This window comes from Curtobacterium sp. BRB10, from assembly GCF_031844325.1.
Classification (GTDB): domain Bacteria; phylum Actinomycetota; class Actinomycetes; order Actinomycetales; family Microbacteriaceae; genus Curtobacterium; species Curtobacterium poinsettiae_A.
On the sequence record NZ_JAUZVA010000006.1, the window covers coordinates 123,093 to 137,968 of the forward strand.

Sequence of the window (14,876 nt, forward strand, 5' to 3'; positions counted from 1 at the left end):
GGTTCTGTCGCTCTCGTGTGTCGGACGGGAGGCCCGTGGCGGCGTCGCCACGGGCCTCCCGTCCGTCCTGGGGTCGCGGCCGAGGCCGAAGGTGCGGAGCGTCGTCATCTGCTGCTCGCGAAAGCGACAGTGTGCCGCCGAACGGTGGGAGCACACTGTCGCTGCCGCGACCGTGTCGGCGCGACCCATGCGGCGCCTTGCCGGCGCTACTGGTCGTAGGACAGGGTGATCGTGTCGCCGCGGTGGACGGTGGCGCCGGCGCCCGGGTCGGTGCCGGTGACCGGCAGCTTCGACTTCCAGTCGTAGAAGCCGCAGAGGATGTTCGTGCAGTCGGGCACGGAGACCTCGAGACCGAGGTCCTCGAGGGTCTTCGTCGCCTCGTCGATCGTGGGCCGTTCCGCTCCGAGGTCCGGCACGGTGATCGGCGTCGGCCCCTTCGACACGACGACGTCCACCGCCGACCCGCGCACGGCGGGGGAGTCCTGCACGGCGGCGGAGACGATCTGACCCGCGGGCACGGTGTCGCTGTACTCTTCGGTGCGGGCACCGAGGATCAGTCCGACCTCGTCGAGCGCGGCGGAGGCCTCGTCGACCGTCTTGCCGACCACGTCGGGCACCGGGCCGAGCGACACGGTCAGGGTGACCGGTCCGGTCTCGCCGTAGGCCTGCACCGTCGTGAGGTCGAGCGCCTTGCCGCCGGGCGCCCGACCGGTCGCCGCGACCACGGTGTCCTTCGGGGCGTCGGCGGAGAACTCGTACCGGTCGTCCTGCAGCTCGAAGTCGTCGTCGAGCGCCGCCGTCACGGTGGAGAGCGGCTGACCGACGATCGCCGGCAGCGGGATCATCCGGGGGCCGTTCGACACGACGATCTGCACCGCCGTGCCCTTCCGCACCACGCGCTCCGCGGCCGGCTTCGTCGTGGAGACCTGCCCCTTCGCGACGACGGCGTCGAACCGTGTCCCGGTCTTCGACGCCGCCTGCAGGCCCTGTGCTTCGAGCAGCTGCCGGGCCTGCGAGACCGACTTGCCCGTGACTTCCGGGATGCGCACGTTGCCACCCGGCCCGGGGCCGAAGTACCAGCCGAAGCCGGCTCCGATCAACGCGAGCACGACGACCACGGACAGCAGGATCCAGCCGCGCTTCCGACGCTTCGCCGACTGGTCGGCGAGCCGCTGTCCGGCGGGGGAGAGCACGCCGGGCTGTGCCCCGGTACGACGGGGGCCCGGAGCGTTGCCGCGGGCACGGGCGGGCGCTCGACCGCGGTCGCCGGTGGCCCGGTCGCCGGACCGGTCGATGATGGCGGTCTCGTCCGCTCCTGCTGCTCCTGCGGCCCCGACCGAGGCCGCGGCGGCTGCGGCGCCGAGCGTGCCGGCGCCACCGGAGGGCAGGATCGCGGTCCCGTTCTCGGGGCGGAGCACGGCCGTGCGGTACTGGCCGGTCGCACGCTGCTGGTTCCCCGACACGTGGTCGAGCATCTCGCGGGCGTCGCGAGGGCGGTCCTCGGGGTCGCGTGCGGTCGACCAGGCGACCAGCTCGTCGAGCTCCGGCGGCACCCCGGACACCGCGGCACTCGGCGCCGGCACGGAGTCGTTGGCGTGCTGGTAGGCGATCTGCATCGGCTGCTCGCCCTTGTAGGGCTGCTCGCCGGTGAGCATCTCGTAGAGCATGATGCCGAGCGCGTAGATGTCGCTGCGCGAGTCGGCGGCACCGCGCGTCACGAGCTCGGGGGACAGGTAGGCGATCGTCCCGAGCAGGGCCGCGCCGGTCGCCGTGTTCGCGGTCGTGGCCCGGGCCAGGCCGAAGTCGCCGAGCTTGATGCGGCCGTCGTCGGCGAGCAGGACGTTCTCGGGCTTCAGGTCGCGGTGGACGATCCCGGCGCGGTGGGCCGAAGCGAGGCCGGCCAGCACGGCGCGCAGGATGTCCGTCGCCTGCTCGGGCGTCAGGGCGTGGTGTTCCTGCAGCAGGTCCCGCAACGTGATGCCGGGGATGTACTCCATGACGATGTAGGCGATCTCGCCCTCGGCGCCCTGGTCGTAGACGCCCACCAGGTTCGGGTGCGACAGCCGTGCGGCCGAACGGGCCTCCTGGATGAAGCGCTCACGGAACGCCTGGTCGTCGGCCAGGTGCCCGTGCATGATCTTGATCGCGACGCGTCGCTCGAGGCGCACGTCGGTCGCGAGGTAGACGGTCGCCATGCCCCCGCGCGCGATGCGGGAGCGGACGCGGTACCGCTGATCGATCATGCGACCGATCATCGGGTCCGTGGCGGCGTTGGTGGTCATCGGCGGCATTCTACGAATCGAGACCGTACTCGGACGCCCCGGCGCACCGGCCGTGACCCAATCTCGATCTTCCGGATGAGGCTCAGAGGGTCGCCAGCCAGCCCTCGGCGGCGCTTGCCCAGGTGGCGTAGGCCTTCGGGTAGGCGGAGAGCTGCACGGCCTGGGCCGCGTCGGTGATGCTCATCGACGACCAGCCGGGCACGTCGAGCAGCCCGCGGGTCGTGCCGGCGTTCGGGTTGTTCCGCCCGCCGAAGAACAGCGCGGTGGCGTGCGCCGGGTCCTGCAGTGCCGCCGCGCTGCCCCAGCCCTGGCTCGGACGCTGCTGGAACAGACCGACCGAGTCGCGGTCGCCGTGCGCCAGGTTCCGGAGGCTCGACTCCTGCATCGCTGCGGCGAGGGCCACGACGATGCCGCGGTCCGGGACGCCGAGCGATCGACCGACGGAGACGATGGTCGCGGCGTTCTGGCGCTGCTCGGCGCTCAGGCCGACGGCGCCGCTCACCGCAGCGCTGGCAGCGACCGCGGGGGCGGCGGTGGCGTTCGACGACGGGATGACGAGCGTCTTGCCGGCGTAGATCGTGCTCGTGTACGACAGGCCGTTCGCCGACAGGAGCGACTTGACCGAGACGTGGTGCGCGGCGGCGATCGACGCCACGGTGTCGCCGGCGCTGATCTTCACGCTCGACTTGGTCGACGGGGCCGAGGCGGTCGACACCGACGGCGTCGACGACGAGCCGTGCGGCACCTGCAGCGTCTGGCCGGGGTAGATGACGCTGCGCTGCGACAGCTTGTTCGCGCTGAGGAGCGCCGTGGTCGACACGCCGACGCGGGACGCGATGCCGGAGACGGTGTCGCCGTGCTTCACGTGGTAGCTCGAGGTGTCGGCCCCGGAGCCGCCGGTCGACCCGGAGGTCCGCACCGCGGTCGTGGTGACGGCGGGCGTCGATGCCAGGTGGAGCGTCTGCCCGGGGTGGATGATCGTGTTCCAGCCGAGGCCGTTGCGCACGAGGATCTCCTGCGCGGACAGGCCGAAGCGGGCGGCGATGCCCGAGACCGTGTCGCCGTGGTGGACGGTGTAGCTCGTGGGCACAGCGGCGGTGGGGGCCTTCGTGGTGGCGGCGACCGTGCGCGCGACGGTCTGCGACGGACGGGCGACGGCGGTGCCGAACACCGGGCGGTCGGTCACGGCGCGGTCCTGGTCGACGTGGCGCTTGTGATTCGCGTCGGCGTCGTCGTGCCGCGGCTCTGCGTGCGCGACCGGGCCGGTCAGACCGGCGGTCACGGCGATCGTGCCCGCGAGCACGATGGGCATGGTGGCGAACCGGGCGGATCGTGCGCGCCGGGCGACTTCGTCTGCAGCGTGGTCCACGGGTTTCTCCTGATCTCGACTGAGCCGTGCGCACGCGTGCGCGCACTCACAGGTGCCACAACGCTGGCATGGCCTGATTCCCAAGTCAACCAGAGAGTCAGATGGGGTGGATGTGACGAATGTGACGAACGAGGCGGCTTCACTCCGGCGGTCACTCTGGCACCATGGGCGTGTGAGTGCCGCACCCGCCGACGACCTGTCCCTCTCCGAACGCTGGCTGACCGTCCCCGAGCTGGTGGACATGTTCAGCACGAGCCCCGGACGGATCCACCGACTCTTCGAGCAGAAGACCCTGCTGGCAGCCCGCGTCGGCGGTGTGCTGCGCGTGCCGGTCGAGTTCCTCGAGGACGGCGAGCCCATGCCCGAACTCCGCGGCACGCTGATCGTGCTCGGCGACAACGGCTTCACCGACGACGAAGCGGTGCGCTGGATGCTCACCGTCGACGACGCGATGGGCACCACGCCGATCGCGGCGCTGCGCGCCGGCCGCAAGGCCGAGGTGCGTCGCATCGCCCAGTCGCTGCTCTAGACGCGTTCCGGACGGACAGGAGGCCCGGTGCCAGCTGGCGCCGGGCCTCCCTTCCGTCGTGTGGCCGTGTCTAGGACGACCGGCGGCTGACCGTGTCGGCCAGCGACGCGAGCTGCTCGCGCGCCGACGGCGTCAACGGCGAGGCGTCGAGCGCCGCCTTGGCGCGCTGGACGTGCCGCTCGATCGACCGCTCCACGGCGGCCACGGCACCGGACTCGGTGAGGGTCGCGCGGAGCATCTGCACCTGCTCCTCGTCGAGGTCGGGGTCACCGAGGAGCTCGTCCAGGAGCTGCCGCGGACCGCTCGCCAGCGTCTTGCGCGCCGAGGCGATGAGGACGGTGCGCTTGCCCTCGCGCAGGTCGTCGCCGGCCGGCTTGCCGGTGACCTCGGGGTCGCCGAAGACCCCGAGCATGTCGTCGCGGAGCTGGTACGCCACGCCGAGGGGGAGTCCGAAGGCGCGGAGGCCCTCGAGCTGGGAGTCGCTCGCGCCGGCGACCAGGGCGCCGACGACCAGCGGGGCCTCGATCGAGTACTTCGCCGACTTGAAGACGATGACGCGCTGGGCGCGGAGCAGGTGCTCGGACTCGTCGATGACGGGCCAGGCGGTCTCCTCGTGCACGTCGAGGTACTGCCCCGCCGTGACGTCGAGGCGCATCGCGTGGAACTCCTGGCGGACGATGCGGGCCCGCACCGGGTCGAGGAGCGCGAGGCCCTCGTCGAACACTGAGTCGCTCAGCGAGAGCAGCAGGTCGCCGAGGAGCAGCGCGGAGTTCGTGCCGTACTGCCCGCGGTCGCCGACGAAGCCGGACTCCTCGTGCAGGGACTCGAAGCGGCGGTGCGCTGCCGGACGCCCACGACGGGTGTCCGAGCGGTCCATGATGTCGTCGTGCACCAGGGCTGCGGCGTGGAAGACCTCGAGCGCTGCGGCGACCGTGACGACCGCCTCGGCGGTGGTCTGCCGCGAGCCCTCGGCGAGAGGGTCGAACGAGCCGGAGCGCCCCGCGACCGACTGCCATCCCCAGTAGCAGAACAGGGCCCGGAAGCGCTTGCCGCCGGACAACAGGTCTCGGGCGTACCGGTCGAACGGCGCGAGGTCGGGGCTGATCGCGAGGAGCCGTTCACGCTGCTCGTCGAGTGCCCGGTCGATACGCGCCGATACGAGGTCCACTAATCGCGTACTCTCAGCCACGATCCCTACCCTAGTGGAGTGGTCGGGGCATAGAATCGGCCCACTCAACCCGTGTTTTCCAACCCCGCGTCGATCCCAGGAACAGAGGGAACCAAGATGCCGCTCTCGGAACAGGAGCAGCGCCTTCTCGAAGAGATGGAGCGCAGCCTCTACCAGAACGATTCCGATTTCGTGGCTCGTGTCACACGTCGACAGGGTCGTCCGACGTACACAGCCATCACGCTCGGGGTGCTCGGCGCACTCGCCGGGGTCGCCATCGTCATCGTCGGCCTCGTCATCAAGGCGCCGCTGCTGGGCATCCTCGGCTTCGTCGTGATGCTCGCCGGTGTCCTGTTCGCGCTGCGCCCGGGCATGCGTGCCCCGAAGGCGAAGCCCGCTCGGCCGGGCAAGCCCGCGTCCGGTGGGTCGGCGCGCCCGTCCACCGGTGGTGGCGGGTCCTTCATGGACCGGATGAACGAGCGCTGGGACAAGCGCAACGACCAGAGTCAGTAGCTGCCGGGGTTCAGCAGGACTCCCTCCACACTCCTCCACGGGGTCGGCCTTCGGGTCGGCCCCGTTTCGTGTTCACGGGGCCGGCGGGGTCCTTGCTGCGGTGTCCGGCCGGGGTCGTGTCCGCGCGAGTGGTCACGACATGCCGCGTGCTGGCCGCCGGGTGTGCAGGAACCGTCGGCTGGGGTCCGAGCGAGCGACAGTTCGTGACCACTCGGCGTCGCGGCGGCAGCACGTCGTGACCATGCGCTGACCGGCGGCCGGGCGGGGTGGAGCCGACCGCGCGCCCGCGGGAGCACCGCGGTGGTGGTGGGGCGGGCCTCCCGGCCGGTGGTGGACCGCCGCCGGTGTCCGCGCGAGTGGTCACGACATGCCGCGTGCTGGCCGCCGGGGGTGCAGGAGTCGTCGGCTGGGGTCCGCGCGAGCGACGGTTCGTGACCACTCGGCGTCGTGCGCCCGCGGCGCGCCCCGGAGTGCTCCACCGGCTGCGAAAGTCCTCCACTTTCCTCCACGCCGGCTCCGGTGCCCGTGAACCGCATGGATCCGGGCATCTGCGGCCGTCCCCGCGGGTTGCGTGCCGCTCTCCGTGCCCCCAGTAGGGGTGTCTCGGGCGGAAAAGGGAGCGGATTCCTGGGCGTGGGGAGGGGAGTGGAGTAAAGTGGGGCTCGCAACGGTCCGGTGGAGCGGAGGGGAGGCCCGACGTGCTGCTCGGTACTCATGCCCCGAAGCTCGACGAGAAGGGTCGCGTGATCCTCCCCGCCAAGTTCCGGGACGAACTGTCCGGCGGGCTCGTGATGACCCGCGGCCAGGAACGCTGCGTCGTGGTCTTCAGTGCCCGGACGTTCGAGGAACTCCACGAACGCATCCGGACCGCCCCGATGACGTCGAGGCGCACCAGGGACTACATGCGTCTGTTCCTCTCGGGAGCCAGCGCCGAACAGCCCGACAAGCAGAACCGCGTGACGATCCCGCAGAACCTCCGCGAGTACGCGGGGCTCGAACGGGACCTCACGGTCATCGGCAGCGGTGACCGTGCCGAGATCTGGTCCACCCCCGCGTGGGAGGCCTACTACGCCGAAGCCGAAGAGGCATTCGCCGACAACGACGAGGAGGTGATCCCGGGGATCTTCTGATCCGCGGATCGGGACTCCCAGCCGTGAAGCCCTGACGCCACTTCCCCGGTGTCAGGTCGCATGGATGGGGATCCGGACCCACGGCCCAGGAGACGAGGGGCTGCACATGGCCGAGAACGACAACGAGACGCCACGCTTCCCGCACACCCCGGTGATGCTCCAGCGCATCGTCGACCTCTTCACGCCGACGCTCGAGGGCCCGGGCAAGGTCGTCGTCGACGCCACGCTCGGCATGGGCGGCCACTCCGAAGGCCTGCTCGAGCGGTTCCCGGAGCTCACGCTCATCGGGCTCGACCGCGACACCGACGCACTCGGCATCGCGGGGGAGCGCCTGGCCCGCTTCGGCGACCGCGTCCGGCTCGTGCACACCGTGTACGACGGCATCGTCGACGCGATCGAGGGCGAGGGCTTCACGAAGGTCGACGGCGTGCTCTTCGACCTCGGGGTGAGCTCGCTGCAGCTGGACCGTGCCGACCGCGGGTTCGCGTACAGCCAGGACGCCCCGCTCGACATGCGGATGGACCGGACCGAGGGGCAGACCGCCGCCGACGTCCTGGCCACCTACGACGAGGGCGAACTCCGCCGCATCTTCCAGCGCTACGGCGAGGAGAAGCTCGCCGGCCGCTACGCCCGAGCGATCGTCGAGCGGCGGGCGACGAAGCCGTTCGAGATGTCCGGCGACCTGGTCCAGGTGCTGCACGACGCGACCCCGGTCGCCATCCAGCGCCAGGGGCACCCGGCCAAGCGTGTCTTCCAGGCGCTCCGCATCGAGGTCAACGCCGAACTCAGCGTGCTCGAGCGGGCGATCCCGGCGGCGCTCGACGCCATCGCGGTCGGCGGCCGGATCGTCGTCGAGTCGTACCAGTCCCTCGAGGACCGCATCGTCAAGCGGGCACTGGTGGAGCGCACGAAGTCGAGCGCCCCCGCCGGCCTGCCGGTGGAGCTGCCCGAGCACGCCCCCACCTTCTCCCTGATCGTCAAGGGCGCCGAGCTGGCCGACGAGGCCGAACGCGCCGCCAACCCCCGAGCAACCCCCGTGCGCCTGCGCGCGGCCGAGCGGATCCGGAACTGACATGAGCACGAACCTCGCACTCGTCGACCCTGCGGTCGTCCCGTCGCGGGCCCCGCGCCCCGACCGTCAGCACCGTCCCGAGCTGGTCGAGGTCACCCCGACCGCGGCCCAGCGCCGGGCACGCCCCCGCATCGGGTACGCCGTGGTGGCCGTCGCCGCGCTCGGGATCCTGCTGCTCGCGCAGCTCGGCATCAGCATGGTGCTCAGCCAGGGCGCGTACACGCTCAACTCGCTGACGGCCGAGCAGACGAACCTGTCCCGCACGCAGCAGTCGCTGTCCGAGCAGCTCCGGGTCCTCGACTCGCCGCAGAACCTGGCCCGCAACGCGCAGTCGCTCGGCATGATCGCGAACTCGACGCCCGTGTACCTCGACCCGAAGACCGGTCGGGTCTACGGCACGCCGACGCCGGCCAAGCCCGACGAGGCCACGGCGTCCACCGAGAACCAGGTGCCGAACTCGCTGCTGAACGACGTCCCGCTGGCCACGAAGCCGGGCGACACGTCGACGAGCAAGGAGACGGGCACGACGAGCGCGACGAGCGCGACGAGCGCGTCGAGCGCGTCGAGCACGTCGAGCAGCACGTCGGGCACCACGAACGCCACGGGATCCACCGACAGCACCGCCACGTCTGAGAAGACGAGCGGTGCCAGCGCGTCGGACCAGGGGACGGCGAAGTCGTCCGTAGAGTCCGACGCGAACCCGCTCCAGGCGCCCTCCACCCGGTGACCGGCGGGTCCGCCGCACCCTCAGCACCGCCCGGGAAGGACCGCACCGCGTGACGAAGACGATCCGCAACCGACGCCTGCGCTACAGCATCGTGATGCTCGCCGTGATCGCCCTCGTCGGCGTGTTCGTGGTGCGGCTCGTCGACATCCAGGTCGTCCAGGCGTCCGAGCTGAACAAGGCGTCGGCGCAGAAGCGCAGCATCCCCGTGACGATCTACGGCACCCGCGGGTCGATCGTGGACCGCAACGGCACCGAACTCGCCGACAGCGTCACCCGGTACAACATCACGACCTCGCCACGCCTGGTGAAGGGCTTCGAGGGCAAGCTCGGCGGCACCCGCATCAAGGACGTCAGCGTCGGCACCGCCCTCAGCGCGCTGGCGAAGGCCTCCGGCGGTGACGTCGCGACGATGCGGAAGAACATCGCCGCGAACCCGAAGTCCGACTTCGCGTACCTGGTCAAGGGCCTCGACGTGCAGCACTACGAGGCCGTGCGTGCACTCGGCATCCCCTGGCTGTACCCGGAGCCACAGGCAGCGCGGGTGTACCCGACGGGTGCGACCACGGGCAACCTCACCGGCTTCATGGGCACCGACGGCGCCCAGGCCGGTCTGGAGTACTCCTACAACCAGTGCCTGGCGGGCACGAACGGCTCCGAGACGTACGAGCGCGGCGAGGACGGCGTGCAGCTCCCGGGCAGCACCGTGACCACGAAGAAGGCCAGGGACGGCGGCACGCTCGAGACCACCATCGACAGCGACCTGCAGTACATGGCGCAGCAGACCATCGCGTCCGCCGCCAAGACCCTGCAGGCGGAGTCCGCGACGGCGACGGTGACGAGCGTCAAGACGGGCGAGCTGCTCGCGGTCGCCGACTACCCGACCGTGGACCCCAACGACGTCGACGCCACGACCGACAAGGGCGCCTTCGGGTCCCGCGCGTTGACGGCGTCGTACGAGCCGGGCTCCACGATCAAGGCCGCCATCGCCGCTGCGCTGATCGACCAGGGCAAGTCGAACCCCACCGACCAGGCCGTCGTGCCGTACTCGCGCACGTTCCCCTGGGGTGGCACGATCCACGACTCGGAGTTCCACGCTACCGAGAACCTCACGCTGACCGGCATCCTGCAGAACTCGTCGAACGTCGGCATCACCGAGCTCGGCGCACGACTGACGGCACAGCAGCGCTTCGACTACATGAAGAAGTTCGGACTGTTCGAGCCCGAGACCGCGATGGACTACCCGGGCCAGCCGTCGATGGACTACGGCACGAGCCCGGACTGGGACCAGCAGACGAACATCAACTCGATGTTCGGGCAGGGCATCTCGACGACCGCGGTCCAGGTCGCGAGCGTGTTCCAGACGATCGCGAACGACGGTGTCCGGATCCCGCTGCACTTCGTCAAGGGCTGTACCACGGCCGACGGCAAGACGATCGACGCGCCCGACGTGCAGAAGCAGCGGGTCGTCTCCGCAGCAGCCGCCACGCAGGTCACCGACATGCTGCAGAGCGTCGTCACGGGTGGCACGCTGGTGGGCATGAAGCCGATCTCCGGCTACAACATCGCCGCGAAGACGGGGACCGCCGAGGTGGCCGAGGGGTCGCAGGGCTACGGCGGTCAGCGCATCACGTCGGTGGCCGGAATGGCACCCGCCGAAGACCCCCAGTATGTTGTCACGGTGACGTTCACGAAGCCGCAGACCAACAAGTGGTCCAGCGGAGCGGCTCCGGCGTTCCGCACACTCATGTCCCAGGTGCTCGAGAAGTACCGAGTAGCCCCCTCCGCGTCCGAGGCGAAGCTCTACCCGTCCACGTGGTGAGGAAGAAGGAACACTTGTCCGCACGGATCCCCCCGGTCCTCCGACCCGAACACCCGACCCCGAGGGCCGTCTCCGAACTCGCCAACGCGTTCGGTCTGCGAGTCGTCGGCTCGGTCGACAGCATCGAGACCACCGGGGTCACCCTGAGCGCCACCGAGGTGCAGCCGGGTGACCTGTTCGTCGGCGTGCACGGTGCGAACCGGCACGGCGCACAGTTCGCGACGGAGGCCGCCGAGCGCGGCGCCGTCGCCGTCCTGACCGACCAGGACGGCGTCGCACTGGTCGAGCCGTCCGGGCTGCCGGTGCTCGTCGTCGACGACCCCCGCGCTGCCCTCGGCGACGTCGCGGCGTGGGTCTACCGCACGCACCCCGACGAGGCCACCGACCTGCCGCAGCTGTTCGCCGTCACCGGCACGAACGGCAAGACGAGCACGTCCTACATCCTCGAGGGCATCCTCAAGCAGCTCGGCCTGGTCACTGGCCTGAGCTCGACCGCCGAGCGCCACATCGGTTCGCTCAGCGTGACGAGCCGCCTGACCACGCCCGAGGCCAGCGAGATGCACGCGCTCCTCGCCCGCATGCGCGAGAGCGAGGTCCGCGCGGTCGCCGTCGAGGTCAGTGCCCAGGCCCTCAGCCGGCACCGCGTCGACGGCATCGTCTTCGACGTCGCGGCCTTCACGAACCTGTCGCACGACCACCTCGACGACTACGCCGACATGGAGGAGTACTACCAGGCGAAGCTCCCGCTGTTCCAGCCCGAGCACGCCCGTCGCGGCGTCGTCTCGCTGGACACCGACTGGGGTCACCGCGTGGTGCAGGACTCCCGCATCCCGGTCACCACGATCACCGTGCACCCCGACGTCGAGGCCGAGTGGCACGTCGACATCGTCGAGGCGCACGCCGCCTACACCGAGTTCCGTCTGACCGGCCCCGAGGGCCGCGAACTGACCACCCGTGTGCCGCTCATCGGCTGGCACATGGCGGCGAACGCGGCACTCGCGATCGTCATGCTCGTCGAGGGCGGGTTCGAGCTGGGTGCCATCGCGCACGCGCTGGAGAGCAACCACCGCCGCTACCCCGACGAGGACGACGCGAGCGAGCGCGACGGCGGGACGCACCGCGTCTCCGCCATCGAGTGCTACCTGCCCGGCCGCACCGAGCGCGTCTCCGGCGAGCACGGCCCGAGCGTCTACGTCGACTTCGGCCACAGCGCCGACGCCTTCGAGAACACCCTCGCCGCGGTCCGGCAGTTCACCTCCGGCAAGGTCCTCATGCTGTTCGGCGCCGACGGCGACCGCGACACCACGAAGCGCGGTGACATGGCCCGCGTGGCGGCGGCCGGCAGCGACATCCTCGTCGTCACCGACCACCACCCGCGCTTCGAGGACGCCGCGTCGATCCGGAAGACCCTGGTCGACGCCGCACGTGCGGCGTACCCCGACCACGAGATCCACGAGGTCAGCCCGCCCGAGGCGGCGATCCGCACGGCTGTGAGCCTGGTCGGCGAGGGGGACTCGATCCTCTGGGCCGGCCCGGGGCACCAGGACTACCGCGACATCCAGGGCGTCCGCACGCCGTACTCCGCCCGCGACGAGGCCCGCGCGGCCCTGCGCGAGGCCGGCTGGGAGCCCAACTCCGGTCCGGCGGAGGACGTCCGATGATCGCCATGACCCTCGCCGAGATCGCCACCGCGGTCGGCGGCGAGCTGATCGGCGGCGCGCAGGCGACCGACGTCGCCGAGCCCGGCGACCTGGTCGTCGAGGGCTCGGTCGAGACCGACTCGCGCCTGGTCCGCCCCGGCAGCGTCTTCTTCGCCCTGCCCGGCGAGGTCACCGACGGCCGTCGCTTCGTGCCCGCAGCGGTCGACGCCGGTGCCGCCCTGGTCGTCACGCCCGACCGCGTGGACACCAGCGCGCCACAGATCGTCGTCGCCGACGGGTACGAGGCCCTCGCTGCGCTCGCCCACGAGGTCGTCACGCGCGTCCGGATGAGCACCGCGGACCGCGTCGACGCCGACGGTCGCCCGGCGCCCCTGCTGGTCGTCGGCATCACCGGCTCGAACGGCAAGACGAGCACGAAGAACATGCTCCGCACGATCCTCGAACAGCACGGCGCGACCGTCGCGCCCGAGGGGTCGTTCAACAACCACGTCGGCGCACCGATCTCGATGCTCCGCATCACGGACGACACCCGGTACCTGGTGGTCGAGATGGGTGCGAGCGGCGTCGGCCACATCGCCAAGCTCGTGTCGATCGCCGAGCCCGACGTCGGCGTCGTCCTCAAGGTGGGCCTCGCGCACGCCGGCGAGTTCGGCGGCATCGAGGCGACGCAGCGTGCGAAGTCCGAGATGGTGACCGACCTGCCCGAGACCGCCACGGCCCTGCTCAACGTCGACGACGACCGCGTGGCGTCGATGCGTGACCTGACGGCCGCGCGGGTGGTGGGCTTCGGCACGTCGGCCGAAGCCGACTACCGCGTCTCCGGCATCGAGACGGACCGCAGCGGCACCCGCTTCACCCTCACCGCGCCTCCCCGCCGCCCCGAAGGCGACCGCCCGACGGACGCGACCCTGACTGGAGGCCCGGATCACGTCGACGTGCGCCTCGCGATCCTGGGTGAGCACCACGCGATGAACGCGTCCGCCGCGCTCACCGTCGCCCACCTGTGGGGCGTCCCGCTCGCCGACGGCGCCGCGGCGCTCGCGTCGATGACGCGGGCCGAGCGCTGGCGCATGGAGCTGCTCCAGGGCGGCCCCGAGGGCGTCACCGTCATCAACGACGCCTACAACGCGTCGCCCGACTCCACCGCGGCGGCGCTGCGGACCCTGGCGCAGATCGTGCGCCCGGGGGAGCGGACCGTCGCCGTGCTCGGTGAGATGGCCGAGCTCGGTGAGTACTCCGTCGAGGAGCACGATCGCATCGGTCGGCTCGTCGTCCGCCTCGGCATCGGACAGCTCGTGGTCATCGGCCGCGGCGCGATGCCCATCCACCAGGCCGCCACCCTCGAGGGATCGTGGGACGGCGAGTCCGTGTACATCGAGGACGTCGACGACGCCGTCCGTGCCATGCAGGAGATGCTCCGCCCCGGCGACGTCGTCCTCGTCAAGTCCTCGAAGTCTGCCGAACTGCGATTCCTCGGCGACCGCCTCGGAGGTGTCACCGAATGATCGCGCTCCTCGTCGCCGGCGCCACGTCGCTGGTGTTCACGTTGCTGCTCACCCCGTTCTTCATCAAGCTCTTCCACCGTCTCGGGTGGGGGCAGTTCATCCGTGACGACGGTCCACAGTCCCACCACACCAAGCGCGGCACAGCCACCATGGGCGGCATCGTCCTGATCATCGGTGCGGTGATCGGGTACTTCGTCGGTCACCTGGTCGGGCGTGACTCGATCACGCTGTCCGGTCTGCTCGTGCTGTTCCTGATGGTCGGGCTCGGGTTCGTCGGCTTCATCGACGACTTCCTCAAGGTGCGGCGTCAGCGGAGCCTCGGGCTCGGCGGCTGGGCGAAGATCCTCGGCCAGGTCATCGTCGGCGTCATCTTCGCCACGATCGCCCTGGTCGTGCCGACGTCGAACGGCAAGCCCCCGGCGTCCACGATGATCTCGGCGATCCGCGACGTGCCGTGGCTCGACTTCATGGCGCTCGGCACGGTCATCGGCACCGTGTTGTTCCTCGCCTGGATCGTGCTGCTGACGGTGTCCACGTCGAACGGCGTGAACGTGGCGGACGGGCTCGACGGCCTGGCGACGGGATCGAGCATCCTGGCGATCGGCTCGTACGTCATCATCGGCTTCTGGCAGTCGAACCAGATGTGCGGCGGCGCCCGCCTCGACTCGAACACCGAGCACGCCTGCTACACGGTGTCCAACCCGCTCGACCTCGCCGTGGTGGCGGCCGCGGTCTGCGGTGGGCTGATCGGGTTCCTCTGGTACAACACGTCGCCCGCGCAGATCTTCCTCGGGGACACCGGCTCGCTCGGGCTCGGCGGCGCCCTGGCCGGTCTCGCGATCCTCAGCCGGACCGAGCTGCTGCTCATCCTCATCGGTGGCCTGTTCTTCATCGTCACCGGCTCCGTCATCCTCCAGCGGGCCTACTTCAAGATCACCCACGGCAAGCGCATCTTCCTGATGAGTCCGCTGCACCACCACTTCGAACTGAAGGGGTGGGCCGAGGTGACCGTCGTCGTCCGCTTCTGGATCATCGCCGGACTCTTCGTCGCGGCGGGGGTCGGACTCTTCTACCTCGAATGGATCGCACGCGTTGGTTGAC

12 protein-coding genes are annotated in these 14,876 nt (G+C 70.8%); 9 read left to right on the forward strand and 3 right to left on the reverse strand.

Annotated features, from left to right (window positions below; translation table 11 throughout):
• Positions 1-206: 206 nt before the first annotated feature.
• Both pknB and Q9R26_RS14065 read right to left on the reverse strand, forming a co-directional pair.
• Entirely contained in the window at positions 207-2,282 is a 2,076-nt protein-coding gene (gene pknB, locus Q9R26_RS14060) for a Stk1 family PASTA domain-containing Ser/Thr kinase (protein WP_311227615.1), read from the reverse strand.
• Positions 2,283-2,364: 82 nt separating this feature from the next.
• Complete coding sequence (locus Q9R26_RS14065) at positions 2,365-3,651, reverse strand: LysM peptidoglycan-binding domain-containing protein (protein WP_311227616.1); 1,287 nt, start codon at positions 3,649-3,651, stop codon at positions 2,365-2,367.
• A 172-nt stretch (positions 3,652-3,823) separates the two neighbouring features.
• Between Q9R26_RS14065 and Q9R26_RS14070 the strand changes: the two genes are divergently transcribed.
• A complete protein-coding gene (locus tag Q9R26_RS14070) occupies positions 3,824-4,180 on the forward strand; it encodes an Rv2175c family DNA-binding protein (RefSeq protein WP_182065489.1) in 357 nt (118 codons plus the stop codon).
• Between the two features lie 70 nt (positions 4,181-4,250).
• Here Q9R26_RS14070 and Q9R26_RS14075 read toward each other — a convergent pair whose 3' ends face one another.
• Positions 4,251-5,369, reverse strand: coding sequence for a polyprenyl synthetase family protein (locus Q9R26_RS14075; protein WP_311227617.1), 1,119 nt, complete (start codon positions 5,367-5,369; stop codon positions 4,251-4,253).
• Between the two features lie 96 nt (positions 5,370-5,465).
• On the opposite strand from Q9R26_RS14075, the gene Q9R26_RS14080 reads away from it, so the two are divergent.
• The 8 genes from Q9R26_RS14080 (at position 5,466) to mraY (ending at position 14,875) form a co-directional block, all read left to right on the forward strand.
• Complete coding sequence (locus tag Q9R26_RS14080; RefSeq protein WP_111091079.1) at positions 5,466-5,861, forward strand: DUF3040 domain-containing protein; 396 nt, start codon at positions 5,466-5,468, stop codon at positions 5,859-5,861.
• A gap of 698 nt (positions 5,862-6,559) precedes the next feature.
• Positions 6,560-6,991 (forward strand): division/cell wall cluster transcriptional repressor MraZ, encoded by a 432-nt coding sequence (gene mraZ / locus Q9R26_RS14085; RefSeq protein WP_311227618.1) that lies wholly within the window; start codon positions 6,560-6,562, stop codon positions 6,989-6,991.
• Positions 6,992-7,097: 106 nt separating this feature from the next.
• The gene (gene rsmH, locus Q9R26_RS14090) at positions 7,098-8,063 is read left to right on the forward strand and encodes a 16S rRNA (cytosine(1402)-N(4))-methyltransferase RsmH (protein ID WP_182065485.1); all 966 of its coding nucleotides are present in this window, start codon (positions 7,098-7,100) and stop codon (positions 8,061-8,063) included.
• A 1-nt stretch (position 8,064) separates the two neighbouring features.
• Positions 8,065-8,790 (forward strand): hypothetical protein, encoded by a 726-nt coding sequence (locus Q9R26_RS14095; RefSeq protein WP_311227619.1) that lies wholly within the window; start codon positions 8,065-8,067, stop codon positions 8,788-8,790.
• 49 nt (positions 8,791-8,839) lie between these two features.
• Complete coding sequence (locus Q9R26_RS14100; RefSeq protein WP_311227620.1) at positions 8,840-10,609, forward strand: penicillin-binding protein 2; 1,770 nt, start codon at positions 8,840-8,842, stop codon at positions 10,607-10,609.
• 14 nt (positions 10,610-10,623) lie between these two features.
• The gene (locus tag Q9R26_RS14105) at positions 10,624-12,270 is read left to right on the forward strand and encodes a Mur ligase family protein (RefSeq protein WP_182065479.1); all 1,647 of its coding nucleotides are present in this window, start codon (positions 10,624-10,626) and stop codon (positions 12,268-12,270) included.
• Positions 12,267-13,775, forward strand: a complete 1,509-nt coding sequence (gene murF / locus Q9R26_RS14110; protein ID WP_262137730.1) for a UDP-N-acetylmuramoyl-tripeptide--D-alanyl-D-alanine ligase — start codon at positions 12,267-12,269, stop codon at positions 13,773-13,775. Before Q9R26_RS14105 ends, murF begins: the two co-directional genes overlap by 4 nt.
• Complete coding sequence (gene mraY, locus Q9R26_RS14115; protein WP_262137735.1) at positions 13,772-14,875, forward strand: phospho-N-acetylmuramoyl-pentapeptide-transferase; 1,104 nt, start codon at positions 13,772-13,774, stop codon at positions 14,873-14,875. The genes murF and mraY overlap by 4 nt, the downstream gene beginning before the upstream one ends.
• The last annotated feature ends 1 nt before the right edge of the window (position 14,876 follow it).